At 64.5% G+C, this 22397-nt stretch carries 22 protein-coding genes, 1 tRNA gene and 2 pseudogenes; 10 read left to right on the forward strand and 15 right to left on the reverse strand.

What is annotated here, in order from left to right:
- Positions 1–258: 258 nt before the first annotated feature.
- Complete coding sequence (locus P6U28_RS35595) at positions 259–741, reverse strand: CinA family protein (RefSeq protein ID WP_407120687.1); 483 nt, start codon at positions 739–741, stop codon at positions 259–261.
- 144 nt (positions 742–885) lie between these two features.
- On the opposite strand from P6U28_RS35595, the gene P6U28_RS35600 reads away from it, so the two are divergent.
- From P6U28_RS35600 to P6U28_RS35610, 3 genes are read left to right on the forward strand one after another with little or no spacing between them, the layout of a single operon-like run.
- Entirely contained in the window at positions 886–1944 is a 1059-nt protein-coding gene (locus P6U28_RS35600) for an amidohydrolase family protein (RefSeq protein WP_122405850.1), read from the forward strand.
- Between the two features lie 25 nt (positions 1945–1969).
- Positions 1970–3079: an amidohydrolase family protein gene (locus P6U28_RS35605; RefSeq protein WP_122405849.1), complete on the forward strand. Its 1110-nt coding sequence runs from the start codon at positions 1970–1972 to the stop codon at positions 3077–3079.
- On the forward strand, positions 3079–3492 hold the full coding sequence (locus P6U28_RS35610; protein WP_122405848.1) for a Rieske (2Fe-2S) protein: 414 nt from the start codon (positions 3079–3081) through the stop codon (positions 3490–3492). The genes P6U28_RS35605 and P6U28_RS35610 overlap by 1 nt, the downstream gene beginning before the upstream one ends.
- A gap of 63 nt (positions 3493–3555) precedes the next feature.
- On the opposite strand, the gene P6U28_RS35615 is transcribed toward P6U28_RS35610, so the two are convergent.
- A complete protein-coding gene (locus P6U28_RS35615) occupies positions 3556–4455 on the reverse strand; it encodes a transcriptional regulator GcvA (RefSeq protein ID WP_122405847.1) in 900 nt (299 codons plus the stop codon).
- A gap of 110 nt (positions 4456–4565) precedes the next feature.
- Here P6U28_RS35615 and P6U28_RS35620 point away from each other — a divergent pair, with 110 nt between their 5' ends.
- Both P6U28_RS35620 and P6U28_RS35625 read left to right on the forward strand, forming a co-directional pair.
- Positions 4566–4769 carry a DUF1127 domain-containing protein gene (locus tag P6U28_RS35620; RefSeq protein WP_407120688.1) on the forward strand — a complete coding sequence of 68 codons (204 nt, stop codon included), beginning with the start codon at positions 4566–4568 and terminating at the stop codon, positions 4767–4769.
- A 67-nt stretch (positions 4770–4836) separates the two neighbouring features.
- On the forward strand, positions 4837–5460 hold the full coding sequence (locus tag P6U28_RS35625; RefSeq protein ID WP_407120689.1) for a GNAT family N-acetyltransferase: 624 nt from the start codon (positions 4837–4839) through the stop codon (positions 5458–5460).
- A 57-nt stretch (positions 5461–5517) separates the two neighbouring features.
- On the opposite strand, the gene P6U28_RS35630 is transcribed toward P6U28_RS35625, so the two are convergent.
- The 3 genes from P6U28_RS35630 to P6U28_RS35640 all read right to left on the reverse strand — a co-directional run bounded on the left by P6U28_RS35630 (position 5518) and on the right by P6U28_RS35640 (position 7455).
- Positions 5518–5757 (reverse strand): RNA polymerase sigma factor region1.1 domain-containing protein, encoded by a 240-nt coding sequence (locus P6U28_RS35630; protein ID WP_407123142.1) that lies wholly within the window; start codon positions 5755–5757, stop codon positions 5518–5520.
- Positions 5758–5798: 41 nt separating this feature from the next.
- Complete coding sequence (locus tag P6U28_RS35635) at positions 5799–6629, reverse strand: enoyl-CoA hydratase (protein WP_122405843.1); 831 nt, start codon at positions 6627–6629, stop codon at positions 5799–5801.
- Between the two features lie 124 nt (positions 6630–6753).
- Positions 6754–7455, reverse strand: a complete 702-nt coding sequence (locus tag P6U28_RS35640) for an SDR family oxidoreductase (protein WP_122405842.1) — start codon at positions 7453–7455, stop codon at positions 6754–6756.
- Positions 7456–7676: 221 nt separating this feature from the next.
- Here P6U28_RS35640 and P6U28_RS35645 point away from each other — a divergent pair, with 221 nt between their 5' ends.
- Positions 7677–9461, forward strand: coding sequence for an acyl-CoA dehydrogenase family protein (locus P6U28_RS35645; protein ID WP_122405841.1), 1785 nt, complete (start codon positions 7677–7679; stop codon positions 9459–9461).
- Between the two features lie 77 nt (positions 9462–9538).
- Positions 9539–10627 (forward strand): Zn-dependent alcohol dehydrogenase, encoded by a 1089-nt coding sequence (locus P6U28_RS35650; RefSeq protein WP_407120690.1) that lies wholly within the window; start codon positions 9539–9541, stop codon positions 10625–10627.
- Positions 10628–10766: 139 nt separating this feature from the next.
- Here P6U28_RS35650 and P6U28_RS35655 read toward each other — a convergent pair.
- The 7 genes and pseudogenes from P6U28_RS35655 to P6U28_RS35685 all read right to left on the reverse strand — a co-directional run.
- Positions 10767–11363, reverse strand: a pseudogene (locus P6U28_RS35655) (amidase family protein); the annotation flags it as partial.
- An 8-nt stretch (positions 11364–11371) separates the two neighbouring features.
- On the reverse strand, positions 11372–12343 hold the full coding sequence (gene mbfA, locus P6U28_RS35660) for an iron exporter MbfA (protein ID WP_122405839.1): 972 nt from the start codon (positions 12341–12343) through the stop codon (positions 11372–11374).
- A 67-nt stretch (positions 12344–12410) separates the two neighbouring features.
- Complete coding sequence (locus P6U28_RS35665) at positions 12411–13559, reverse strand: alpha/beta fold hydrolase (protein ID WP_407120691.1); 1149 nt, start codon at positions 13557–13559, stop codon at positions 12411–12413.
- Between the two features lie 117 nt (positions 13560–13676).
- Positions 13677–14546 carry an MBL fold metallo-hydrolase gene (locus P6U28_RS35670; RefSeq protein WP_122405838.1) on the reverse strand — a complete coding sequence of 290 codons (870 nt, stop codon included), beginning with the start codon at positions 14544–14546 and terminating at the stop codon, positions 13677–13679.
- Between the two features lie 14 nt (positions 14547–14560).
- Complete coding sequence (locus P6U28_RS35675) at positions 14561–15172, reverse strand: glutathione S-transferase family protein (RefSeq protein ID WP_122405837.1); 612 nt, start codon at positions 15170–15172, stop codon at positions 14561–14563.
- Between the two features lie 158 nt (positions 15173–15330).
- On the reverse strand, positions 15331–16173 hold the full coding sequence (locus tag P6U28_RS35680; protein WP_122405836.1) for a fumarylacetoacetate hydrolase family protein: 843 nt from the start codon (positions 16171–16173) through the stop codon (positions 15331–15333).
- Positions 16174–16429: 256 nt separating this feature from the next.
- Positions 16430–17278, reverse strand: a complete 849-nt coding sequence (locus tag P6U28_RS35685) for an MBL fold metallo-hydrolase (RefSeq protein ID WP_162500467.1) — start codon at positions 17276–17278, stop codon at positions 16430–16432.
- Positions 17279–17390: 112 nt separating this feature from the next.
- On the opposite strand from P6U28_RS35685, the gene P6U28_RS35690 reads away from it, so the two are divergent.
- Positions 17391–17867, forward strand: coding sequence for a DUF3775 domain-containing protein (locus P6U28_RS35690; RefSeq protein WP_122405834.1), 477 nt, complete (start codon positions 17391–17393; stop codon positions 17865–17867).
- Positions 17868–17947: 80 nt separating this feature from the next.
- On the opposite strand, the gene P6U28_RS35695 is transcribed toward P6U28_RS35690, so the two are convergent.
- Positions 17948–18730: an SDR family oxidoreductase gene (locus P6U28_RS35695; protein ID WP_122405833.1), complete on the reverse strand. Its 783-nt coding sequence runs from the start codon at positions 18728–18730 to the stop codon at positions 17948–17950.
- A 129-nt stretch (positions 18731–18859) separates the two neighbouring features.
- The gene (locus P6U28_RS35700) at positions 18860–19372 is read right to left on the reverse strand and encodes a CvpA family protein (RefSeq protein WP_122406949.1); all 513 of its coding nucleotides are present in this window, start codon (positions 19370–19372) and stop codon (positions 18860–18862) included.
- 104 nt (positions 19373–19476) lie between these two features.
- On the opposite strand from P6U28_RS35700, the gene P6U28_RS35705 reads away from it, so the two are divergent.
- Complete coding sequence (locus P6U28_RS35705) at positions 19477–20238, forward strand: SDR family oxidoreductase (protein ID WP_122405832.1); 762 nt, start codon at positions 19477–19479, stop codon at positions 20236–20238.
- A gap of 150 nt (positions 20239–20388) precedes the next feature.
- Here P6U28_RS35705 and P6U28_RS35710 read toward each other — a convergent pair.
- Positions 20389–21766: pseudogene (locus tag P6U28_RS35710) on the reverse strand (coniferyl aldehyde dehydrogenase).
- A gap of 367 nt (positions 21767–22133) precedes the next feature.
- Here P6U28_RS35710 and P6U28_RS35715 point away from each other — a divergent pair.
- Positions 22134–22210, forward strand: a tRNA-Met gene (locus P6U28_RS35715).
- The last annotated feature ends 187 nt before the right edge of the window (positions 22211–22397 follow it).

A 22397-nucleotide genomic window follows, 5' to 3' on the forward strand; every position in this document is an offset into this window, starting at 1 on the left:
TGGTCGGCTGTCATCGCTCCTCACTCTCGGTGTCATGCCCCGGCTTGCCGCCTTAGCTAAAGCTTCGGCGGCCGAGCACTCTTGTGGCCCCGACGTAGCCTTGGCGGAGCCGGGACCGGGGCATCCAGTACGCCGCGGCCCACCAATTCAATCACAACCGCCTCGGAGTACTGGACCGCCCGGGCTGAACAACAAGCCGGGCGATGACCGTAGTGTTGGTGGCGAGGCTATCCCGGCTCATTTCATCCGCACAGCAACTCACCCCTCGAGCTTCCGCAGCAACAGCTTCAGCGCGGTCGCCGCAAACACCTGCATGTTCGCGAACCGGTCATTGCTATCAGTTTCCAGCGTCATCACCTCTGACGCAGGGCCCGCAACCGCCATGCAGCTATGGCCGGCGGCATCGCCGTAGCGGTTGCCGGTGGGCCCGGCGGCGCCTGTCTCAGACAGGCCCCAGTCGCAGCCAAAGCGGCTCCGCATCTGTTCGGCGAGGAGTTTGGCGTAGGGCTCCGATGAGGAGCGAAAGCCCTTCATTCCTTCGTCCGAAATATCCATCAGCACGCGCCTGGCATCGCGCGTGTAGACCACGGCGCCGCCGAGGTAATAGGCGGAGGCGCCGGGCATCGCGAGCAGGCTGGCCGAGATCAGGCCGCCGGCTGACGATTCCGCAACCGCAATGGTCTGTTTGCGCGCCATCAGTTGGGCCGCGACCTGTTGCGCGATGCCGACGAGTTCTTTCATCTCTGGTACCCCATTCCTTCGCAACCGAGCTCAGCCTTCCTAGCATATGACAGGATGATTGGCCGAGTTGCGGGCGACGGGCAGGCCTGCTTGAATGGCGGGTGCAAGAAGCGACATGCAAGGAAACGTGAGAAGGGAAACGTGATGGCGTCCCTGATTGCCGGCGGCATCGATTGCGACGTGCATCCGGCCGTGCCGCATCTGACCAGCCTGCTGCCATACCTGAACGATTATTGGCGCGATCAGGTGACGACGCGCGGCATGGTCGACCTCGTCTCGCAATCCTATCCGCAGAACTCGCCGATCACGGCGCGGCCGGACTGGCGGCCGGAGACCGGCAAACCCGGCGAGAGTCTGGAGACCATGCAGCGCCATGTGCTCGATCCCTTCCAGCTCAGCTACGCCATCTGCAATCCACTGTACGGCGTGCAGATGGTGTTCTCCGAGGACATGCAGGCCGCCTTCTGCCGCGCGCTGAACGATTGGCTGGCGAAGGAATGGCTCGATCGCGACGCGCGGCTGCGCGGCTCCATCGTGATTCCCACGCAAAGCGTCGAGAAGGCGGTCGCCGAGATCGAGCGCTGCGCCCAGGACAAACGCTTCGTGCAAGTGCTCATGCTGGTGATGGGCGACACGCCGCTGGGCAAGCGAGCGCTGTGGCCGATCTATGAGGCTGCGGAACGACTGGAACTTGCCGTCGGCATCCACGCCGGTTCCGCCTATCACAATCCGCCGACCGCCGTGGGCTGGGGCTCCTATCACATCGAGGATTATGTCGGGCAGGCCCAGGCGTTTCAGACCCAGCTCACCAGCCTGATCGTCGAGGGCGTGTTCGCCAAATATGCGCGGCTGAAAATGGTGATGCTGGAGTCCGGCGTCTCCTGGATCGCGCCCTATCTCTGGCGCCTGCACAAGTTCTGGCGCGGGGTGCGGATGGAGACACCGTGGGTCGATCGTGCGCCGCTGGAGATTGTGCGCAGCAACATCCGCTTCTCGTTACAGCCATTTGATGCGCCGCCGGAACCTGAGACATTAATTCGCCTGTTTGAGCATATGCAGTCCGACGAATTGGTCCTATTCTCCACGGACTATCCGCACTGGCAGTTCGACGGCCAGGACGCGCTGCCCGAAGGTCTGTCCCCCGATCTCGTGCGCAAGATCATGATCGACAATCCCCATGCAACCTACCCCCGCCTGACGTGAGCCCGCTGCCAAAGGAGGCAAGGCGATGAATATCCAGTTCCGCGAGAGCCAAGAAGCCGCTTCCCCACTGACCGTAAGAACCGCGATCGCGGACTGCGACATCCATCCGGCACGCGCCACCCGCACCGAGCTCTATCCCTATCTCGCCAAACGCTGGCAGCATCACCTCGAAGTCTACGGCGTCCACGCCTATCAGGGCATGATGGAAGGCCCGCCCTATCCCAAGGCCCAGCCCAACGCCTCGCGCCGCGATGCCTATCCGCCGGAAGGCGGTCCGCAGGGCTCCTCGCTGTCCTTCATGCAGAAGCAATTGCTCGATCCCAACAATGTGCAGCTTGGGGTGCTCAATCCGCTCAACACCGGACAGGGCATCCGCAATCACGAGCTCTCGGCAGCGTTGTGCTCGGCGATCAACGACTGGCAGATCGATAAATGGACCAGCAAGGACAAGCGGCTGAAGGCATCCATCGTCGTCGGTAATGAGGATGGGCTGTCGGCCGCCGCCGAAATCCGCGAGCGCGCCGGCGACAAGAACTTCGTGCAGGTGCTGCTGCTCAGCCGCAACGTCGAGCCGCTCGGCCAGCGCCGTTACTGGCCGATCTATCAGGCCGCGGAAGAGGCGGGCCTTCCCGTCGGCGTGCACGCCTTCGGCTTCGGCGGCAATCCCATCACGCCGTCGGGCTGGCCGTCGTATTATATCGAGGAGATGGTCGGCCACTCGCAATGCCAGCAATCGGCGCTGGCGAGTATCGTGCTCGAAGGCGTGTTCGAGCGCTTCCCGAAACTGAAGATGGTGATGATCGAGGCCGGCTTCGGCTGGGCGCCGTCGCTTTGCTGGCGCCTCGATAAGGCTTGGCAGCGCCTGCGCAGCGAGGTGCCGCATGTGAAGCGGCCGCCGTCGGAATATATCCGCGAGCAGGTGTGGTGGACGACGCAGCCGATGGAGGATCCGGAGCGGCGCGAGGATCTGTTCGACCTCATCAAATGGATCGGCTGGGACAAGTTGCTGTTCGCAACCGACTATCCGCATTGGGACTACGACGAGCCGTCGCGCGTCTTGCCGGCCGGCGTCAGCGAGGCCAATCGAGAGGCGTTCTATCTCGGCAATGCGAAGAAGCTCTACGGCATTTCCTGATGGCAAGACACGTCATTGCGCCGGTGGACGAGCTTCCGCCCGGCACGCGAAAATTCCTGGAGATCGACGGACGGCCGATCGCGGTCTTCAACATCAAGGGCGAATATTTCGGCCTGATGAACCGCTGCCCGCATCAGGGCGCGGCGCTGTGCGAGGGGCCGCTGATCGGGCTGGCGCAGTCAAAGAATCCCGGCGAGATCGAGTACACGAAACTCGGCGAGATCATTCGCTGCCCCTGGCACGGCTGGGAGTTCGACATCCGCACCGGACAATCCTACTGCGACCCTCGCCGGTTCCGCGTGAAGGCCTATCCGGCCAATGTCGAGCCGGGCGCGAGCGTGGTGAAGGGACCGTATGTTGCCGAGACTGTTACGGTCAGCATCGAGAGCGATTATGTGGTGGTGGAGCTGTGAGCTGCCGCACGGCAGGTGCGCTCCCTCGCCTTCTCTTAGTCTTAGGGGGATAAATCGCGTCCTTCAGGCTTTGTTCTGCGCAGCCGCGAGCACCCATTGCCGGAACGCGGCAAGCTTCGGCGCCTCGCGGCGGCCCTCCGGCGCGACCAGGTAGAACCCGGCATCGGCCGGCAGCGCGATCTTGAAGGGGACCACCAGCCGGCCCTTGGCGATGTCGTCCTGGACGTAGGAGGTCCGCCCCATCGCGACGCCGATGCCGTCGATCGCGGCCTGGATGGTCATGAAGATCATGTCGAAGGTGATGCCAGGCTGCCTCGCGATGTCGGCCGGCAGGCCCGCCGCGGTCAGCCACAGCCGCCAGTCGTCGCTGTTGGCATTGGATGTGTGCAGCAGCGGATGGTTGCGCAGATCCTCGGGCCGGCGCAGCGGTTTGTCGCCGCGCAGCAGTGACGGGCTGCACACCGGAAACAGCTCGTCCGCCATCAGCCATTCGGCGCGCACGCCCGGCCACTGGCCGCGGCCATAGCGGATCGCGGCATCGACATTGTCGCGCTGGAAATCGACGAGGCTGGTCGAGGTGGTGATGCGCACGTCGATGCCGGGATGCTGCTCCTGGAAATCGGTCAGCCGCGGCAGCAGCCATTTTGCCGCGAGCGAGGCCAGCGTCGAGACCGTCAGCACCTTGTCGTCGTCCTTGCGCAGCAGCCGGTCGGTCGCAAGGCGGAGATCGTTGAAGGCGGCGCGCACGCCCGGCAAATAGTCGCGCGCCTCCGGTGTCAGCGCCAGCGCGCGGTTCTGCCGGATGAACAGGCGGATGCCGAGCTCCTCCTCCAGCCTGCGAATCTGATGGCTAATCGCGGTCTGGGTCACGTTCAACTCGCTGGCGGCCAGCGTGAAGCTGAGATGGCGCGCAGCGGCCTCGAACGCCCGCAATCCGTTCAGGGATGGCAATCTGGCAGTCATTTGGCAGCAGGATGCATGACGTTATTTCATGCGAAAAGGTACAAATTGTCGTTTGTCGCAGCGCAGAAGGAGGCAGATATTAGCAATGAACTTAGCTCCAGGAGCTGAAAATGTCTACGTTGACCGACAATTCGATGACAAATCATCATGCACTCGGGCTGCTCTACCAGATCGGCGAGACCCTTCACGTCTGGCACGAGCGCTACCGAACCCGGCGCGAACTGAGCCACTGGACCGCCCGCGACCTCCATGACGTCGGGCTGTCCTGGTCCGACATCGCCTACGAGGCCGACAAACCCTTCTGGCGGGCCTGATTGGCCGCCAGGCCGGCGCCGCCTGTCTGTGGGGCGCCGGCGGTCCCTTTTCCGCATGGCGTGTGTCATGAGCGCCCTTCGCCTCGAAGACCTCAAGCAATATTCCGACGTGATGCGCACCCGACACGGTGAGCGGCTCGATCTCCGCTTCGTCGAGCCGCGCGACACTGACGAGCTGCAGCACTATTTCCGTTCGCTCTCGACCCACTCCCGCTACAACCGCTTCTTCGGCGCCGTCAGCGAATTGCCGAAAGGCCTGCTGCGAGATTTCCTCGAGGTCGGCGAGCGCGATCGTTTCACCATCGTGGCGACGATGATGGTTGACGGCTTCGAGACCATCGTGGCCGAAGCGCGCTATGCCTTCCATACCGAGACCGCGACGCTCGAGTTCGGCCTCTCGGTCGATGATCGCTGGCACGGCCACGGCATCGCCACCGCGCTGATGAAGAATCTCGAATGCCGCGCCGCCGCGCTCGGCGCCGAGCACATGTTCGGCGACACGTTGCGCTCCAACGAGGCCATGGTCTCGCTCGCGCGCAAATCCGGCTTCGCCTTCGTCAACCATCCCGACGACTGGAAGCTGGTGCGCTTCGACAAGGAGATCAGCGTTGGCCCGAAAGAGATCCCTTGCGCGAGCTGGCGCCTCGCCGCCCTTTCCCGTCAGGCCGACAACCCCTCAGCCTCGGCCTGACAACACTCCGAGCCCGGCCTGGCCCAGCCAGAGCCGGGCATTTTTTTCGAGACGAACTCAATCGTATCCCGCAAGAGCGCCGACCCATTCCTCTGCAATCCAGATGCCCCGTTCGCTCGAAGCGGTGAGTATCGCCTCGATGTCTTCAGGTTCCGCCTTGGCCGACGGTATCAACTCGTTCAAGTGATGGAACGTGACATAGCCCGTCTTCTCCGCCAGGACGGCGGATGACCCCAGAGATATCCATTCAGCGCTCCTTGAAATAGGGTACCTGCTATGAAGTAGGGTACCTGCTATATGGAGTCAGCTGATAGTCGGGGTTGCTCGGAGGACCAATCCTACTTCCCCGTGAATACCGCCTTGCGCTTCTCGATGAAGGCCTGAACCGCTTCCTTGTGGTCGGCGGTCGTGGTGAGGCGGACCAGCCGTTCGGCTTCGTGGTCGCGCGCGGTCTCGAAGTCGAACAGCAAGGCCTCGTCGAGATTGTCCTTCATGTAGCGCAGCGCGAGGCGTGGGCCTTCGGCGAGCGATTTGGCCAGCGCGAACGCCTCAGTCTGCAATTTGTCATCGGGCACGACGCGGTTGACGAGGCCGATCGCTTCGGCGCGTGCGGCATCGACACGGTCGCCGGTGAACATCAATTCGCGCGCCCGCGCGGTGCCGACGAGGCGAGTGAGCAGCCAGGCGATGCCGTAATCGCCTGACAGCGCGATGCGGGCGTAGCCGGTGGCGACGAAGGCCGATTGCGCGGCGATGCGAATGTCGCAGGCCATGGCGATGGCGAGGCCGGCGCCGACCGCGGGGCCGGGCAGGGCGGCGATCGTCGGCTTGCGCACCGACACCAGCGCTCCGGTCAGCAGCCTCTGCCGCTCCTGCAGATCGGCGACCTTGTCGTCAAAGGACATGTCGAGCTTTGCCCTGTCGCGATGCGCGCCCATGCCCTTGACGTTGCCGCCGGCACAAAACGCTTCGCCCGCGCCAGTCAGCAGCAGCGCGCCGACATCAGGATTCTCGCCGCAGCTCCGGATCATGCTGCGCAGCGCCGGCGTGAGCGCGTCCGACAGCGCGTTGCGCGCTTCCGGCCGGTTCAGCGTGATAATCGCGACGCGGTCGCGGATGACGCAGAGCAACTCGTTGGTGCCGGTGTCGATGGTGGTTTCCGTGGTCATTGATCCTCCCTGCCGTCATTGCGAGCGAAGCGAAGCAATCCAGAAATGTATCCGCGGAGACAGCCCTGGATGCTTCGTCGCAAGGGCTCCTCGCAATGACGGTTGTTGTGGCGACGTTATCGCCTCAAAAATTCTCCACCCACGGCCGCAGCTCCAGCTCCCAGCTCCAGGCGCTGCGCGGCTGCTGCAACACGTTCCAATAGCTGTACGCGATCGCACCGGGATCGAGCATCGAGTCGGGCTTGTCGTCCGGTTCGGTGCGCGCCGCGCTCCTAATTCCGCCGTCGATGACGAAATGCGCGACATGGATGCCCTGCGGCGACAGTTCGCGCGCCATGCTCTGCGCGAGGCCGCGCAGCGCGAACTTGCCCATCGCGAACGGGGCCGACTGCGCATAACCTTTGACGCTGGCGGAGGCGCCGGTGAACAGGATCGCGCCGTGCTTGTTCGGCAGCATGCGTTTGGCCGCCTGCTGCGCCACGAGGAAACCGCCATAGGCGCTGACCGCGATCGCCTGCGCGACGTCGGCCGGGACGAGGTCGATGAACGGCCCGCGCGTGCGGCCGCTGGCGTTGTAGACGACGAGGTCGGGCGTGCCGATCTCGCGTTCGACGAGGCCGAACAGCCGCTCCACCTCGTCAGGCTCGGTGGCGTTGCAGGCATAGGCCTTGGCCCCGATCTCGGTGCAGAGCGCGCCGAGCTTCTCGATCCTTCGCGCGGCGAGCGCGACGCGGATGCCTTGCGCTGCAAGCAGGCGCGCCAGCGATGCGCTCAGGCCTTCGCCGGCGCCGACGATGAGGGCGATCTTGTATTTCGGATGTTCCATGGCGTGATCTCTCAGGACGGGGAGCCGTTGATCTATGCATGGCCCGCGCGAACAACCAGCCAGAGCGCCCACAATTCCGCAGGGCGAATTGCTCCCTCGCCACGGTCATGCCGCCCTGACGATTTGCGGCTTTATCGGCGTCCGCCTCTGGAGCATGATCGACATCATCCCAAGCGGCAAGCGCAAAGAATTGCCGTCGGGCGGAAACGACGAGGACGATCATGCACAAACCGGCCACAGCGCAGCCACAAAATGTCGCGGCCGCACCATCCGGCCTGCTGGCGCCCGATACGTCAGGCATGAATTTCTACCGCGCCGATCCGGCGCTGGCGGACCTCTTGCGCATCCATCTGCCGGATAATCTGTTCCGCCATATCGAGCCGCATCTCGACCGCCTCGGCGAACTCGCCGGCGGCCATCTCGACGAATGCGCGCGGCTGGCCGACCGGCACACGCCCATCCTGCATCAGCGCGACAAGTTCGGGCGCGACGTGCAATGGATCGAATATCACCCGGCCTACCGCGAGTTGGAAAAGGCTGCATTCGGTGAGTTCGGCATCCACGCGCTCTCGATCCGCAAGGGCATCATGGGCTGGCCAGACAAATATCCCGTCGTCGCCAAGCATGCTTTCACCTTCCTGTTCAACCAGACCGAATTCGGCATGGGCTGTCCGATCAACGTCACTGACGGCTGCGCGAAGCTGCTCGCAAATTTCGGCAGCGAGGCGCTGAAGGCGAAATATTTGGACGGCCTGACCTCGACCGACATGAGCAAGCTGACCCAGGGCGGCCAGTTCATGACGGAGAAGGAGGGCGGCTCCGACGTCGGCACGCTGACCACGCGCGCGGTGCAGGAGGGCGATCATTGGCGTCTCTACGGCGAGAAATGGTTCTGCTCGAACGCCGATGCTGAGGTCGTGATGCTGCTGGCGCGCCCCGAAGGTGCCGGCCCCGGCACGCGCGGCGTCGGCCTGTTCCTGATGCCGCGCTTCCTCGATGACGGTGCGCAGAACCAATACCGGATCGTGCGCCTCAAGGACAAGCTCGGCACGCGCTCGATGGCGTCAGGCGAGATCAAGCTCGAAGGCGCGATCGCCTATGCCGTCGGCAAGCTCGACCGCGGCTTCGTGCAGATGGCCGAGATGGTGAACTCGTCGCGGCTCTCCAACGGGGTCAAATCGGCCGCGCTGATGCGCCGCGCCTATCATGACGCGATGACGGTGGCGACCAACCGCGTCGTATTCGGTCGGCGCATCATCGATCTGCCTCTCGGGCGGCGGCAAATGATGAAGATCATGCTGCCGGTCGAGCAGGCGCTGTCGATGAGCTTTCTCACCGCGGACGCGCTAGACCGCGCCGAAGCCGGAAGCCAGGACGCGGCGGCGCTGCTGCGTATCCTGACCCCGACGCTGAAGTTCCGTGCCACGCGTGACGCGCGAAAGGTCTGCGGCGATGCGCTCGAGATGCGCGGCGGCATCGGCTACATCGAGGAATTCGCCACCGCCCGCCTGCTGCGCGATGCCCATCTCGGCTCGGTCTGGGAAGGCACCGGCAACATCGTCGCAATCGATGCGCTGCGACGCGCCGTGGGCCGTCACGGCGCGGAGTCCGCGCTTGCTGCCGATCTGCACGCCCGGCTCGACGACAGCGTCTCCGTGCCGCAGGCCTGGCGCGACCATCTGCGCGGCCTCACAGATCGCGCGGTCGGCTTCGCACGCGAGGTCGCGGGCAGGTCCGAGAACGAGGCTGATGCGCGCCGCGCCACCAGCCTGCTCTATCATGTTGCAAGCGCCGTCGCGCTCGCCTGCGAGGCGCATCGCATCCACGAGAGGCGCGGCGATGCGCGCCGACTGCTGCTGTCACGCCTCGTCATTGACCATCGGGTTTCGCCGAGCGACCCGTTCCGGCTGACGGAAAATGCAGCGCAGACGAAGATCGCCGAACTGCTGCTCAGCGATCGCGCAGGTGGCATGAGCGAGGTTGGCGAGCTGGTTCTGGCAGCGTAGGCTCTCCGTCCACCTCTCCCCATGGGAGAGGTGGAGTCCCTGCAAGGCAACGAAATCATAACAACGAGGAAACACCGATGAAGGCCGCCGTCCTCTACGAAGTCAACAAGCCGCTCGTCATCGAGGACATCAGCCTGCCGAAGCCGGGTCCGCGCGAGGTTCTGATCCGCACCGCCGTCGCCGGCCTCTGCCACTCCGATCTGCACTTCATGGAAGGGCTCTATCCGCATCCGCTGCCTGCGGTGCTCGGGCACGAATCCGCCGGCGTGGTCGAGCAGGTCGGCTCGGACGTCACTTACGTCAAGCCGGGCGACCATGTCGTGACTTGCCTGTCCGTGTTCTGCGGCACCTGCGACAACTGCACCACGGGCCGGACCGTGCTCTGCACCGACACCACGGTCAAGATGATGCCGGGTCTCTCGAACCGGATGCAATGGTCGAAGCCGGAAAAGCTGCACCAGTTCCTCAATCTCTCCTCCTTCGCCGAGCAGATGCTGGTGCACGAGAACGCCATCGTCAACATCAGGAAGGAGATGCCGCTGGATCTCGCCGCACTGATCGGCTGCGGTGTCATCACCGGCTACGGCGCGGTCGTGAACACCGCGAAGGTGACGGCCGGCGAGACCGTGGCGGTGATCGGCTGTGGCGGCGTCGGCATGGCCGCGATCAACGGCGCACAGATCGCCGGCGCCGGCCGCATCATCGCCATCGACACCAATCCGGCCAAGCTCCAGCTCGCGACCAAGCTGGGGGCGACCGACATCATCAACCCGGCGGACGGCGATGTCGTGAAGCAGGTGCGCGATCTCACCAATGGCGGCGTGCATCATTCCTTCGAGGTGCTCGGCCGCAAGGAGACCGCCGAGCAGGCTTTTGCGATGCTCGCCTCCGGCGGCACCGCAACGATCGTCGGCATGATCCCGTTCGGACAGAAGATCGAGCTGCACGGCTTCGACTTCCTGCGCGAGCGCAAGATCCAGGGCTCCTCGATGGGCTCGAACCACTTTCGCGTCGACATGCCGCGCCTGGTCGATTTCTACTTGCGCGGCCGGCTGCACCTCGAGGACTGGATCTCGGCCAAGCTGAAGCTGAACGAGATCAACGAGGGCTTTGCCAGCATGAAAGCCGGCAAGACGCTGCGCAGCGTGATCGTGTTCGATAGCTGAGGGGCGCGCGGAGCGCGAACCCGGAATCTCGAAATTGTTCTGCTCCGTCATTGCGAGGAGCTCTTGCGACGAAGCAATCCAGACTGTCGACTCGGAAAGATGCTGGATTGCTGCGCTTCGCTCGCAATGACGATCAAGGCTAATCGTCAAATAATGGCGGCGGTTCGAACCCGCCAAATTCGCGCTCGATCAGCTCGGCGAGCTTGAGGGGCGTGCGGTCCTCGAGGAAGGGGCCGACGATCTGCACGCCGACCGGCAGGCCGTCTTTCGACAGGCCGAGCGGAACGGCGGTCGCAGGCAGGCCCGGAAGCGTCGCAACGCCCGGCCAGGCAAGCTGGTCGGAATAAGGGTAGTCTTTGCCGTCGATGCTGATGCGTCGCAGGCGCTGTTCCGGCAAATGATCATGCGGAAAGGCCGGTGTCGGCATGATCGGCAAGATCACCGCGTCGAAGCTGTTGAACAGCGCGCGCCATTGCGCACGCAGGCCGGCGCGGCTACCTGCGTCGAGCACCCAGGCGCGGTGGCTCGCGGTGATGCCGCGCAGTCGTTCGGCGCCGAGGCTCCGGTCCTCCGGCGACAGCCGGCTCGCCCGTGCCTGCGCATCCGCCAGCGCGTCGGGAGGTAAGAACGCGCCGAGGAAGCCCAGCAGCATGCGCATGTAAAGCCACGACGTCTCCGCGAAGTCCGGGAGCAGCGCGCTCTCGCGCGCGACGGTGACGCCGGCCCTCGCAAGATCGGAGAGGCCTACGCCGCCCCGATCAATATCCCCACTGCCAGCACGATGGCGCCGCCGAGCACGATCTGGAATACGGCCTGGAGGAACGGCGTGTCCATGTAGCGCGAGCGGATGAAGGCGATCGCCCACAACTCGAAGAACACGACGACGCAGGCGATTCCGGTCGCGATCCAGAATGCGTTCGCCCAGCTGTCGGGCACGAGATAGGGCGCGGTGTGGCCGAGCCCGCCGAGCGTCGTCATTGCGCCGCAGGTGATGCCGCGCAGCCAGGGCGAGCCGCGCCCCGTGAGCGAGCCGTCGTCGGACAAGGCTTCCGCAAATCCCATGCTGATGCCGGCACCGATCGAGGCGGCGAGGCCGACGAGGAACGTCTGCCAGTTCTGGTGCGTGGCGAACGCGGCCGCGAACAGCGGCGCCAGCGTGGAGACCGAGCCGTCCATCAGGCCGGCGAGGCCCGGCTGCACATATTGCAGCACGAACATCCGCCGGCGCGTGCGGTCTTCCTCCGCGCGCACGTCGGGCTTGAGGATTTCGCCGGTCAGCCGTGCGGCGGTGTGCTCATGGCTCTTCTCGGCTTCGGCGAGATCGCCAAGCAGCCGGCGCACGTTGACGTCCTCGGCCTGCTCGGCGGCTTTCGCATAGAAGCGCTCGGCCTCGAGCTCCATGGTCTCGACTTCCCTGCGGATGGTGTCGAGCGGCAGGTTCTTGGTCAGCCAGATCGGGCGGCGGCGCAGAAAACCCTTGACGTCCTCGCGGCGGATCGGCGGCAGGTGCTGCCCGAAGCGCTGCTCATACATTTCCAGCAGCATGTGACGGTGGCCGCGCTCCTCCTCGGCCATCTGCTCGAACAGCTTTGCCGAGTCGGGATAGCGCTCCTTCAGATCCTCGGCAAAGGTCATGTAGATGCGGCTGTCCTCCTCCTCGGAGGAGATCGCGACCGCCAGCACCTCGCGCTCGGTCAGATCGGCAAAATTCTTCACGGCGGCCCTGTTTCAATTGTTTAGAATTATTCTAAACTATATAGGACGCCACCGTTTCCGGGTCAAATCAGGCCGTGCCGGCCTTTGCGAGAAAGTCGAGCAGCAACCGGCTCACCTCGGCCGGCTGTTCCTGCTGCACCCAATGGCCGGCGCCGTCGACGAGATGGCAGCCGAGCATCTTCGTGCACGCGCGCCCCTGCATCGTCTCGAACACGCCGGGACGCTGGTAAGTGCCCCAATCCTGCTTGCCCGAGATGAAGCAGGAGGGCACGTCGATGCTGCGGCCCGAGAACAGCTGCATCTCGTTGTTGAGCATGCCCGACGTGCCGTAGCGATACCATTGCAGCCCGCCCTGGAATCCGGTGCGGCTGTATTCGGCGCTGTAATAGGCGAGATCGCTGTCCGGCAGCCATTGGTTGGCGGCGACCGCGGCCGGCGACGGCATTTCCTTGGCGACGGTCTCGGCCATGGTCTCGCCGAGGTCCATCACGTAATAGGTCGGCAGCTTTGCGAGCTCGTCCGCCGACCACGACTTCAGCGGATAAGGCTTATTGTCGGCCCAGTCCGCGCTCTTGTGATGATAATAGGCGCGCAGGAAATCATGCACGCCCTGCGGCGCCCGGTGCATGTCGGCGTTCGCCTCGCGCGTCGAGTAGTACCATTGATAGTGTTTTCGCGGCCGCGGCAGCGCGGCGAGCTCGCGATGCACGGGATCTTCGAGCGCAGGCTTGCGCGGGCCATCGACCGTGTCGAACGGCAATGGCGGCGCGCCGCCGAACGGCGCGCTCATCAGCGTCACCGAGCGAAACACATCCGGCCTTATCAGCGCACACCACGCCGCGACCGGGCTGCCGAAATCATGACCGGCCAGGTCGACCTGCCTGTAACCGAACGCTGACACCAGTGAAAGCGCGTCGCGCACGAGGTTCGGAAGCGAGAACGGCGTAAGATCACCGTCATAGTCCGCGGACCATCCGGTGGTGCGGCCATAGCCGCGCTGGTCGGGCGCGAGCACGTGGTAGCCGGCGGCGGCCAGCGCCGACATCACCTTGCGCCAGGAGAAGGCGAGCTCGGGAAAGCCGTGCAGCAGCAGGACGCAGGGACGGTCCCTGGTTTCGAAGCCGGCCTCGAGCACATGCATGCGCAGGCCGTTGATGTCGTCGACATAACGCGAGCGGATGCCGGCGGGAAGGGGAATGTCGGGCAGATCGGCCATGATTGCTTCCTCGTCATGGCCGGGCTTGTTCCGGCCATCCACGTCCTTCGTCGCCATCGATTGTAAGAACGTGGATGCCCGGGACAAGCCCGGGCATGACCGAAAAGTAAGGTCGCCTTAAACCGCCACGCAGACGAACCCGTTGCCCTTGCGCCTGATCTTGCCGACCGACGGCGAGGGGAAATGCGCGGTGCAGCACAGCGTGTCGCTGTCGCAATAGCGCTCCAGGAAGCTGCGGCGCGTTTTCGCCGCCGCGTCCGGATCGACGTCGAACTTGATCGAGAGCTCCGGATAGTGCGTCTGCAACGGCGAATGCATGAGATCGCCGGAGAATACCGCGTCGTCCTTGCCGCGGCCCATCGTGAAGGCGACGTGACCGGGCGTGTGGCCCGGCGTCGGCAGGATGCGGACGTGGTCGCCGATCGCATGGTCGTTGCCGACGAGCTCATGGCGTCCCGCCTCCACGACCGGCAGCACGCTATCGGCGAAAGGGGGGATCTCCGCCTTCGCATTCTGTGCGGACCAGTGATCGAACTCCTGCTTCGCGAAGATGTAGCGCGCCTTCGGGAAGGTCGGGACCCAGCGACCGTTCTCCAGCCGCGTGTTCCAGCCGACGTGATCGACATGCAGATGCGTGCACATCACGAAGTCGATGTCATCGACCGAGAACCCCGCGGCGTTGAGAGCACGCAAATACGTGTCGTCGGTCTTCATGTTCCATTTCGGCCGCTGCGGCCGCGGCTTGTCGTTGCCGATGCAGCTGTCGATCAAAATGGTGTGGTGCGGCGTCTTCACCACATAGGACTGGAAGCACAGCAGCAGCACATCCTGCTGGTCCAGCGCCTTCGCTTCGCGCATCCATGCCCGGTTCTCGGCCAGCACTTCGCCCGTCAGCCCCGGCAGCATCTCAAGCGCCGGGACGAACGAGGTTTCCTGCTCGATGACACGATGGATGGTGAGATCGCCGACCGAGTATGTGAGGCTCATGAGAACTCCTGCGACTACGCCGGAGGCGGCACCGAAATCTTCATGGAGGGCCGCTCCAGCATCTTCTGGTGGAAGGCGTCGAGCTTGGGATAGGCCTTGCGCCAGCCGCAATCGGCGAAGCGGAAGTCGGCATAGCCGAGCACGCAAACGAGGCCGATCTGCGAGATGTCGAACGGGCCGTTCAGCACCTCCGGCATGTTCTCGAAGCGCGCCATGCCGGTCCAGGCCCTGTTCCAATGATCGTCCGACCAGGCCTGCCATTGCAGGCCCTGCGGCCGCACCATCTTCTCGTAGCGGCACAGCAGCATGGAATCGAGCATGCCGTTGATCAGCGAGTGGTTGGTCTTGGCCTTCCAGCGCCGCGGGCCGTAGTCCGGGACCAGGCTGCCGCCGGCCAGCTCGTTGAGATATTCGACGATGACATAGGAGTCCAAGATCACGTCGCCGTCGTTTGTGATCAACACCGGCAGCTTCTTCAGCGGCGTGATGCGCGAATAGTCCTCGTTGGCGGTGCCCGGCGCGACGGTGGCCGGCACGAGCTCGATCTTGTCGATCAGCCCGAGCTCGATCGCGGCGATCCGCACCTTGCGCGCAAAGGGCGAGGCGGGGGAGAAGGTGAGTTTCATGAGGACTATTCCCTGCAATCGATCTTTTGCGAACGGTGTCTCCTCCGTCATGGCCGGGCTTGACCCGGCCATCCACGCGTCGCGGTGTGGTCAGACTGCGAGACGTGGATGCCCGGGTCAAGCCCGGGCATGACGACGGAGTGTGATGCGCGTGCGGCCTACGCCGCCACGATCTCCTGGCGCTGCTCGCCGAGGCCCTCGATGCCGAGCGTGACGACATCGCCGACATTGAGGAAGGTCGGCGGCTTCATGCCGAGGCCGACGCCGGGCGGGGTGCCCGTCGTGATGATATCGCCGGGCAGCAGCGTCATGAACTGCGACACATAGGAGATGCACTTGGCCATGGAGAAGATCATGGTCTTGGTCGAGCCGGTCTGGCGGCGCTGGCCATTGACGTCGAGCCACATCGACAGGTTCTGCACGTCCTTGATCTCGTCCTTGGTGGCGAGCCACGGCCCGAGTGGCCCGAACGTGTCGTGCGACTTGCCCTTGGTCCACTGGCCCAGGCGCTCGATCTGGAATGCGCGCTCGGAGACGTCGTTGCAGACGCAATAGCCGGCGACATGGTTGAGCGCATCGGCTTCCGAGACGTACTTCGCACGGGTGCCGATGATGGCGGCGATCTCGACCTCCCAGTCGAGCTTGGTCGAGCCACGCGGCTTCTCGACCGGATCGTTCGGGCCGGACAGCGAGGTGTTGGCTTTCATGAAGATGATCGGCTCGCTCGGGATCTCTGCGCCCGTCTCCTTGGCATGGTCGCTGTAATTGAGGCCGATCGCCACGAATTTGGAGATGCCGGTGACGGGCGCACCGAGCCGCGGCTTGCCGGAGACGGAGGGCAGCGAGGCGGGATCGAGTGCCGCCAGCTTCTTCAGGGACTCAGGCGAATAGGCCTCGCCGGTGAGGTCCTTCACATGCGCCGACAGGTCGCGCAACTGGCCGGATCTGTCGATCAGGCCGGGTTTTTCCGCACCCTTCTCGCCATAACGAACAAGCTTCATTCTCGTTTCTCCCTGGAGATTGGACCGATCGGTTAATAGCTTCATGGAACAGGGCGGCAGGAAATTCAACCGCTCATAACGGGCCGCATTGCAGGCTTCTGGATTCGATGGGTGCGATCGTGTCCCGGACGCGGTGCAGCGTGCAACGCTGCTCCGCAGAGCCGGGATCCAGATCACTTGTGCCCGATTTGGCGCGGTATGGACCCCGGCTCAGCAGCGCATCACTTCGTGCTGCGCAGCGTCCAGGGCATGAGACCTACGCCAGCGCCACAAACCTGAACGCGTCCCCGTCGCGCCGGATGTGCCCGGCCGCGAAATGCCCGCCGATCACCAGCGTCGGCGTGTCGGCGAAGCGGCCGAACAGCGCTGCCCGCGTCTTGGCAGACTGCGCCCGGTCGGAATCGGCGGTCGAGGACCAGTCGAGATGCGCCATCTGGCAGGGATGATGGGCGACATCGCCGGTGAGCAGGCCCTGTTCGCCCTCAGACTGGATCAGGACACTCATGTGGCCGGGGCTGTGGCCCGGGGTCGGGACAACGCTGATCTCCTCACAGAGCCGGTGGTCGCTCGGAATCAAATCGGCCCTGTCAGCATCGACGATCGGCTGCACGGAATCGCCGAACACGGCCTGCTTGTCCGGCTCCGTCGAATGGTCGCGCCAGTATTCGTATTCGGTCTTGCCGAAAACGTAGCGCGCCGTCGGGAAAGTCGGCACCCATTTGCCGCCGGACCATCTCGTGTTCCAGCCGACGTGATCGACGTGAAGATGCGTGCACAGCACGGTATCGATGCTGTCGGGCGGAAAGCCGGCCGCCGTCATCGTCTCCAGAAATGGCGTGCTGCGGTTGTTCCAGGTCGGGACGTTGCGCCCCTGCTTGTCGTTGCCTAGGCCGGTATCGACCACGATACGCCTGCCGGGCGTCTCCACCACCAGCGAATGGATCGACATTTTCAGCCGGCCTTCTTCAGTTGCGAAATGCGGGATCAACCAGGGCAGCTTGCGGATTTCCTCGTTGCTCGCGAGCGGCAGAATGAAGCGGGTCGAGCCGACCGTCTCCAATTCCACAACTTTGGTGATTTTGACCCTGCCAACCTTCCACCGCATCCGGCACCTTCCCGTGTTCTTGCTTTGGCGCCGAAAGATGCGGCTTTCCGCCATCAAGGCAATGGATCATCTGGCGCAATGCGGCGTTATCGCGGGAACCGGAGGAGGAGCCATGCCAGAGCTTGCAATATCCGCCGACAAGGTCGCCTTCATCATCGAGAAGGCACGCGAATTTGACGTCAAGGAGGCGGGCTCCGATCCGGATTCCGGCTCCAACCCGAGCGATGACGATGCGGTCGATGTCCTCGATGACGATGGCTCCGACCCCGTCATCCAAGAACTCGGAAGCTTCATGATCGCTTTGAATGAGGACGAGCAGCTCGATCTCGTCGCGCTGACCTGGCTCGGTCGCGGCGACGGCACGATCGAGGATTGGGACGATCTGCGGGCCCGCGCCGTCGAGGCGCGAGGGGAGTATCGCAGCCCGCGTCGCGAAACGGTGCACTATCTGCTTGGCGAGCCGATGCTGGGCGACCTGCTCGCCAATGGGCTCGACGAATTCGGCATCGACTGGACCGGCGAGCGCCTCACCGCCGATTCCTCCGATCCCAGCGCGCGGGACGAGGACGAATCGACGAAGCGGCGGTGACCAATATCATGTCGTGTCGCTTGCGAGCCCATCGCCGCGCCCCTTAAGAATGCGGCGCGGGAGCACACCTGCGGTGCCGACTACAGCGTGCCCGGGAACGCACCACCATCCAGCAGAATGTTCTGCCCGGTGATGAAGCCGGCCTTGGCGCCGCACAGGAAGGCGCAGGCGTAGCCGAACTCGTCGGGCTGGCCGAAGCGGCCGGCGGGGTTGAGCTTGGCGCGCTCGGCCAGGATCTGCTCAGGGCTGACGCCGCGCTTGTCAGCTTCGGCCTTCGCGGTGCCGGTGAGCCGATCGGTCTCGAACGGGCCCGGCAACAGGCCGTTGATGGTGACGTTGTTGATCACCGTCTTGCGCGAGAGGCCGGCGATGAAACCGGTGAGGCCGGCGCGCGCGCCGTTGGAGAGGCCCAGGATGTCGATCGGCGCCTTCACCGCGGCCGAGGTGATGTTGACGATGCGGCCGAACTTGCGCGCCATCATGCCGTCGACCGTCGCCTTGATCAGCTCGATCGGCGTCAGCATGTTGGCGTCGATCGCCTTGATCCAGTCGTCGCGGGTCCAGTTGCGGAAATCGCCGGGCGGCGGGCCGCCGGCATTGTTGATCAGGATGTCGGGCTCGGGGCAGGCCTTCAGCACCGCCTCGCGGCCGGCCGGCGTCGTGATGTCGCCGACTATCTCGGTGACCGTCACATCGGGATAGGCCTTGCGGATCTCGTCAGCCGTCTTCTTCAGGGCCTCGGCGCCGCGCGCGGTCAGCGTGACATGAACGCCGGCCTCCGCCAGCGAGATGGCGCAGGCGCGCCCGAGGCCTTTGCTGGATGCGCAGACGATGGCGCGGCGACCTTTGATCCCAAGATCCACTGTTTCACTCCCGTAAATGTCAGGCAGGTTTTGGACGGGACGCACTCTAGCCAACTGTGACGCCTCTGATAAGAGAGACGCTCGCACCAAAATGCATGCGCCTCCGTGCGGCGATGCATATGCGCCTGATCAGATGCGCCGCTCCTGCTTGAGGCGGTCGATCGCGGCCGCAGCCTCCGGCGGCAGCGACTTGAATCCCATTTGGCCGTCAGCCGAGAACAGCGGCCGCAGATGCGAGCCGGCGAGGAACTGCGGCTGCCGGTTGGCCGGCACGATCTGGTCGAACACCAGCACCAGGGTTGTGGCCACGAGGCCGACCCTGATGGCGCCGAGCGCGGCGCCGCCGAGCCGGTCGCCGATGCCGGCCTCGCCGATGGTGTCGTTCAGCGCGATGCGGCCCATATGGCCGAACAGCATGCCGACCACCACGAAGATGGCGAAGAACCAGATCCAGTTCTGCAGCAGCGGCGAGTTTGGATTGGCGGCGATTTGCGGTGCGATCATCGGCATCAGCGCCACCGCGACCGGCGCGGCGAGGAGATAGGCGAGAATGGTCATGCCGCTGCGCAGCAGACCGGTCCTGAAGCCGAAGCCGACCGCGACGGCGAGCACGGCATAGACCGCGAGATCGAAACTGTTCATGAGCGAAAGCCCTGCCTGACGAATGAACGCCGAACCGATCATTCCGGTTTCAGATCGTTAAAATCGTCTGTACTGATGGCTCCAAAAGCGAAGGGTTATCGCCAATGTCAGACCTATTCGACGTCAGTCAAGAAACCATCCTCGTCACGGGCGCGAGCCAGGGGCTGGGCCGGCAGTTTGCCCGGGTGCTGGCGGCGCATGGCGCGGCCGTCGCGCTTGCCGCGCGGCAGACTGACAAGCTGAATAGCTTGGAGGAGGAGATCCGCGGCAAGGGCGGCCGCGCGGCTGCGGTCGCGCTCGATGTCACCGACACGGCCTCGATCGCGAAGGCCGTCGATGCGGCGGAAGCGGCGCTCGGTGCCGTCACGGTGCTGATCAACAATGCCGGCATCGCCATCGAGAAGCTCGCGACCGAGCAGACCGAGGCCGATTGGGATGCCGTGATCGGCGCCAATCTCAAGGGCGCCTATTTCCTCGCGACCGAGATCGCCCGCCGCATGATCGCGCGCAAGCAGTCAGGCAACATCGTCAACATCGCCTCCGTGCTCGGCACCGGCGTCTTGAAGGCTGTCTCGCCTTACGCGATCTCCAAGGCCGGCATCATTCAGGCGACCAAGGCGATGGCGCTGGAGCTCGCCGGGCAGAACATCCGCATCAACGCGCTCGCGCCGGGCTATATCGACACGGAGATGAACCACGCGTTCTGGTCGACGCCGGCAGGCGAGCGCCTCGCCAAACGCATCCCGCAGCGCCGCGTCGGCGCCGAGTCCGATCTCGACGGCGCGATCCTGCTGCTGGCATCGAAGGCGTCGCGCTACATGACGGGGAGCGTGGTGACGGTGGACGGCGGGTTCCTGCTGAATTGATTTTCTCCATCGTCCCGGAGAAGCGCGATTCACTCAGGTGTCGTCCCGGCGAAGGCCGGGACCCATAACCACAGGATCAAGTTGGCAGCGCGCGCAGCGCCGGCGTCTCCATCGCAGACCCGTCGGCTCGCAATGACGGTGTTTGACGATCTACGACATGAGCCGCATCAACTTCTCCAGCCGCGCGATCTTGCCGCCGTAGGGCGGATAGAGATCGGCGAGGCGGTTGAACTTGGAGCGATAGAACACCGGCTTCAGCTTGCTGAACGTCCTAAAGCCCCATTCGCCGTGATAGACGCCGCTGCCGGAGGCGCCGACGCCGCCCATCGGCTGGTTGATTTGCGTGAAGTGAAACAGGCAATCGTTGATCGTGACGCCTCCCGAGACGGTGCGCGCCAGCACCTCATCGCGCGCGCTGCGTTCCTTGCCGAACCAGTACAGCGCCAGCGGCCGGTCGCGGGCGTTGACGAAGGCGATCGCCTTCCGCCGCATCGCGAGTGCCGAGCACCGGCAGCACGGGCCCAAAGATCTCCTCCTGCATCACCGCCATCGCCTCGGTCGCACCAAGGATCAGCGTCGGCGGGAATTTGCGATGCGCCTTCCAGTTGGGATCATCGGGCTTTGCCGGTTGCAGGATTTTTGCGCCACGCTGCGCCGCGTCCGCGACCAGGCCTTCGAGCCGGGCATAATGCCGGTCGGAAACGATGGAGGTGTAGTCCTCATTTGAGGGATCGGTGCCGAACATGCGCCGCATCTGCGCGCGCACTTTCTCGGCCAAGGCCTGCAACGAGCGCTCCGGCACCAGCACATAATCCGGCGCGATGCAGGTCTGTCCGGCATTGAGCAGCTTGCCGTAGGCGATGCGCTCGGCTGCCTCGTCGAGATCGGCCGAGGCGTCGATGATCGCAGGCGACTTGCCGCCGAGCTCGAGCGTAACGGGCGTCAGGTTGCGCCCCGCGGCCTCCGCGACCAGCCGACCGACCCGCGTCGAGCCGGTAAACATGAGATGGTCGAATGGCAGGCCCGCAAAGCCCGTGGCGATCTCGTCCTCGACGCCGGTGACCAGCACCTCCGCGGCATCGAACTTCTCCCCGACCGCCTCTTTCAGCAGCGCCGCGAAGTGCGGGACCAGCTCGCTCGGCTTGATGATGACCCGGTTGCCGGCGGCAATGGCGCCGATCGCGGGCGCGAGCGTGAGCTGGAGCGGGTAATTCCAGGGCGCGATGATGCCGACGACGCCGAGCGGCTGTGGCATCAGCCGGTTGCGTGCGGGCAGGAGTTGCAGCGCGGTGGCGACGCGCTGCGGCGTCATCCAGGTCTTGAGGTGCTTTGTCGCATGCCGGATCTCGGAGAACACCAGCATGATCTCGGCGATGGTGGTCTCGACCGCCGAGCGGTGGCCGAAATCGGCCGAGATCGCCTGCCGGAAGCGCTCTTCATTGTCGGCGACGACGCTGCGCAGCCGCGCCAGCCGGTCGAGCCGCTCGGCAAGGTCCGGCGCCGGCTCGCTCCGCGACCGCACGATCATGGCGTGCAAGGCCTCCTCCAGCGTCCGCAGCGGGGCGGTCGTCAGGGATTTGTCCACGGCTTTCCTCCCTCGACCGGCGTTCCAGCCTTAATCTTGTTGCCGCAAGCTGGCCCTTTGTGGAACTTCTGGCAAGAGCGCGCGGAACGGAGCCGAAATCCGTCCATCTCCCTGTCATAAAGTCGAAAAAAACGTTCCCGCAGCCCTTTCCAAAGGCACCTCGCCTTGATACATACGCCCCGCACCCGACGGGCACTGCCCCCGGGTTGCCTTCCAAGGAAGCCTTTGGGACGGAAGAAGCAAGCTGCGCGAACAGCGCCGGCCTCAACCGACCGTCCCGGCATTTTGGCGAAGGCGCGCAAGTGTTTAACGCGGGGTGGAGCAGCCCGGTAGCTCGTCAGGCTCATAACCTGAAGGTCATAGGTTCAAATCCTATCCCCGCAACCAAATTCGGATTTCACCGGATCCGATGCGAAAATGGCCCGCTTGATGCGGGCCATTTTTTGTTTGGGCGGAGATTATTGCAGGGCCGTTTGGCCTCGTCGGCAGGCTCGGCTCGGCGAGACGTTGCAGCGGTGCGGACTTCTGGTCGCTCAGTCGAATGTGCAGCTCCCGCAATTCCCGAAGGCGGTTA

This window comes from Bradyrhizobium sp. STM 3561, from assembly GCF_045571455.1.
Lineage (GTDB): Bacteria > Pseudomonadota > Alphaproteobacteria > Rhizobiales > Xanthobacteraceae > Bradyrhizobium > Bradyrhizobium vignae.

Coding starts and splice junctions, on each gene's coding strand:
- P6U28_RS35625 (WP_407120689.1), top strand. CDS start 4,837: ATGAGCGCCCTTCGCCTCGAAGACCTCAAGCAATATTCCGACGTGATG.
- P6U28_RS35680 (WP_122405836.1), bottom strand. CDS start 16,173: ATGAAGCTTGTTCGTTATGGCGAGAAGGGTGCGGAAAAACCCGGCCTG.
- P6U28_RS35670 (WP_122405838.1), bottom strand. CDS start 14,546: ATGAGCCTCACATACTCGGTCGGCGATCTCACCATCCATCGTGTCATC.
- P6U28_RS35595 (WP_407120687.1), bottom strand. CDS start 741: ATGAAAGAACTCGTCGGCATCGCGCAACAGGTCGCGGCCCAACTGATG.
- P6U28_RS35600 (WP_122405850.1), top strand. CDS start 886: ATGGCGTCCCTGATTGCCGGCGGCATCGATTGCGACGTGCATCCGGCC.
- P6U28_RS35615 (WP_122405847.1), bottom strand. CDS start 4,455: ATGACTGCCAGATTGCCATCCCTGAACGGATTGCGGGCGTTCGAGGCC.
- P6U28_RS35675 (WP_122405837.1), bottom strand. CDS start 15,172: ATGAAACTCACCTTCTCCCCCGCCTCGCCCTTTGCGCGCAAGGTGCGG.
- P6U28_RS35605 (WP_122405849.1), top strand. CDS start 1,970: ATGAATATCCAGTTCCGCGAGAGCCAAGAAGCCGCTTCCCCACTGACC.
- P6U28_RS35610 (WP_122405848.1), top strand. CDS start 3,079: ATGGCAAGACACGTCATTGCGCCGGTGGACGAGCTTCCGCCCGGCACG.
- P6U28_RS35650 (WP_407120690.1), top strand. CDS start 9,539: ATGAAGGCCGCCGTCCTCTACGAAGTCAACAAGCCGCTCGTCATCGAG.
- P6U28_RS35620 (WP_407120688.1), top strand. CDS start 4,566: ATGTCTACGTTGACCGACAATTCGATGACAAATCATCATGCACTCGGG.
- P6U28_RS35690 (WP_122405834.1), top strand. CDS start 17,391: ATGCCAGAGCTTGCAATATCCGCCGACAAGGTCGCCTTCATCATCGAG.
- P6U28_RS35700 (WP_122406949.1), bottom strand. CDS start 19,372: ATGAACAGTTTCGATCTCGCGGTCTATGCCGTGCTCGCCGTCGCGGTC.
- P6U28_RS35705 (WP_122405832.1), top strand. CDS start 19,477: ATGTCAGACCTATTCGACGTCAGTCAAGAAACCATCCTCGTCACGGGC.
- P6U28_RS35645 (WP_122405841.1), top strand. CDS start 7,677: ATGCACAAACCGGCCACAGCGCAGCCACAAAATGTCGCGGCCGCACCA.
- P6U28_RS35640 (WP_122405842.1), bottom strand. CDS start 7,455: ATGGAACATCCGAAATACAAGATCGCCCTCATCGTCGGCGCCGGCGAA.
- P6U28_RS35635 (WP_122405843.1), bottom strand. CDS start 6,629: ATGACCACGGAAACCACCATCGACACCGGCACCAACGAGTTGCTCTGC.
- P6U28_RS35685 (WP_162500467.1), bottom strand. CDS start 17,278: ATGCGGTGGAAGGTTGGCAGGGTCAAAATCACCAAAGTTGTGGAATTG.
- P6U28_RS35665 (WP_407120691.1), bottom strand. CDS start 13,559: ATGGCCGATCTGCCCGACATTCCCCTTCCCGCCGGCATCCGCTCGCGT.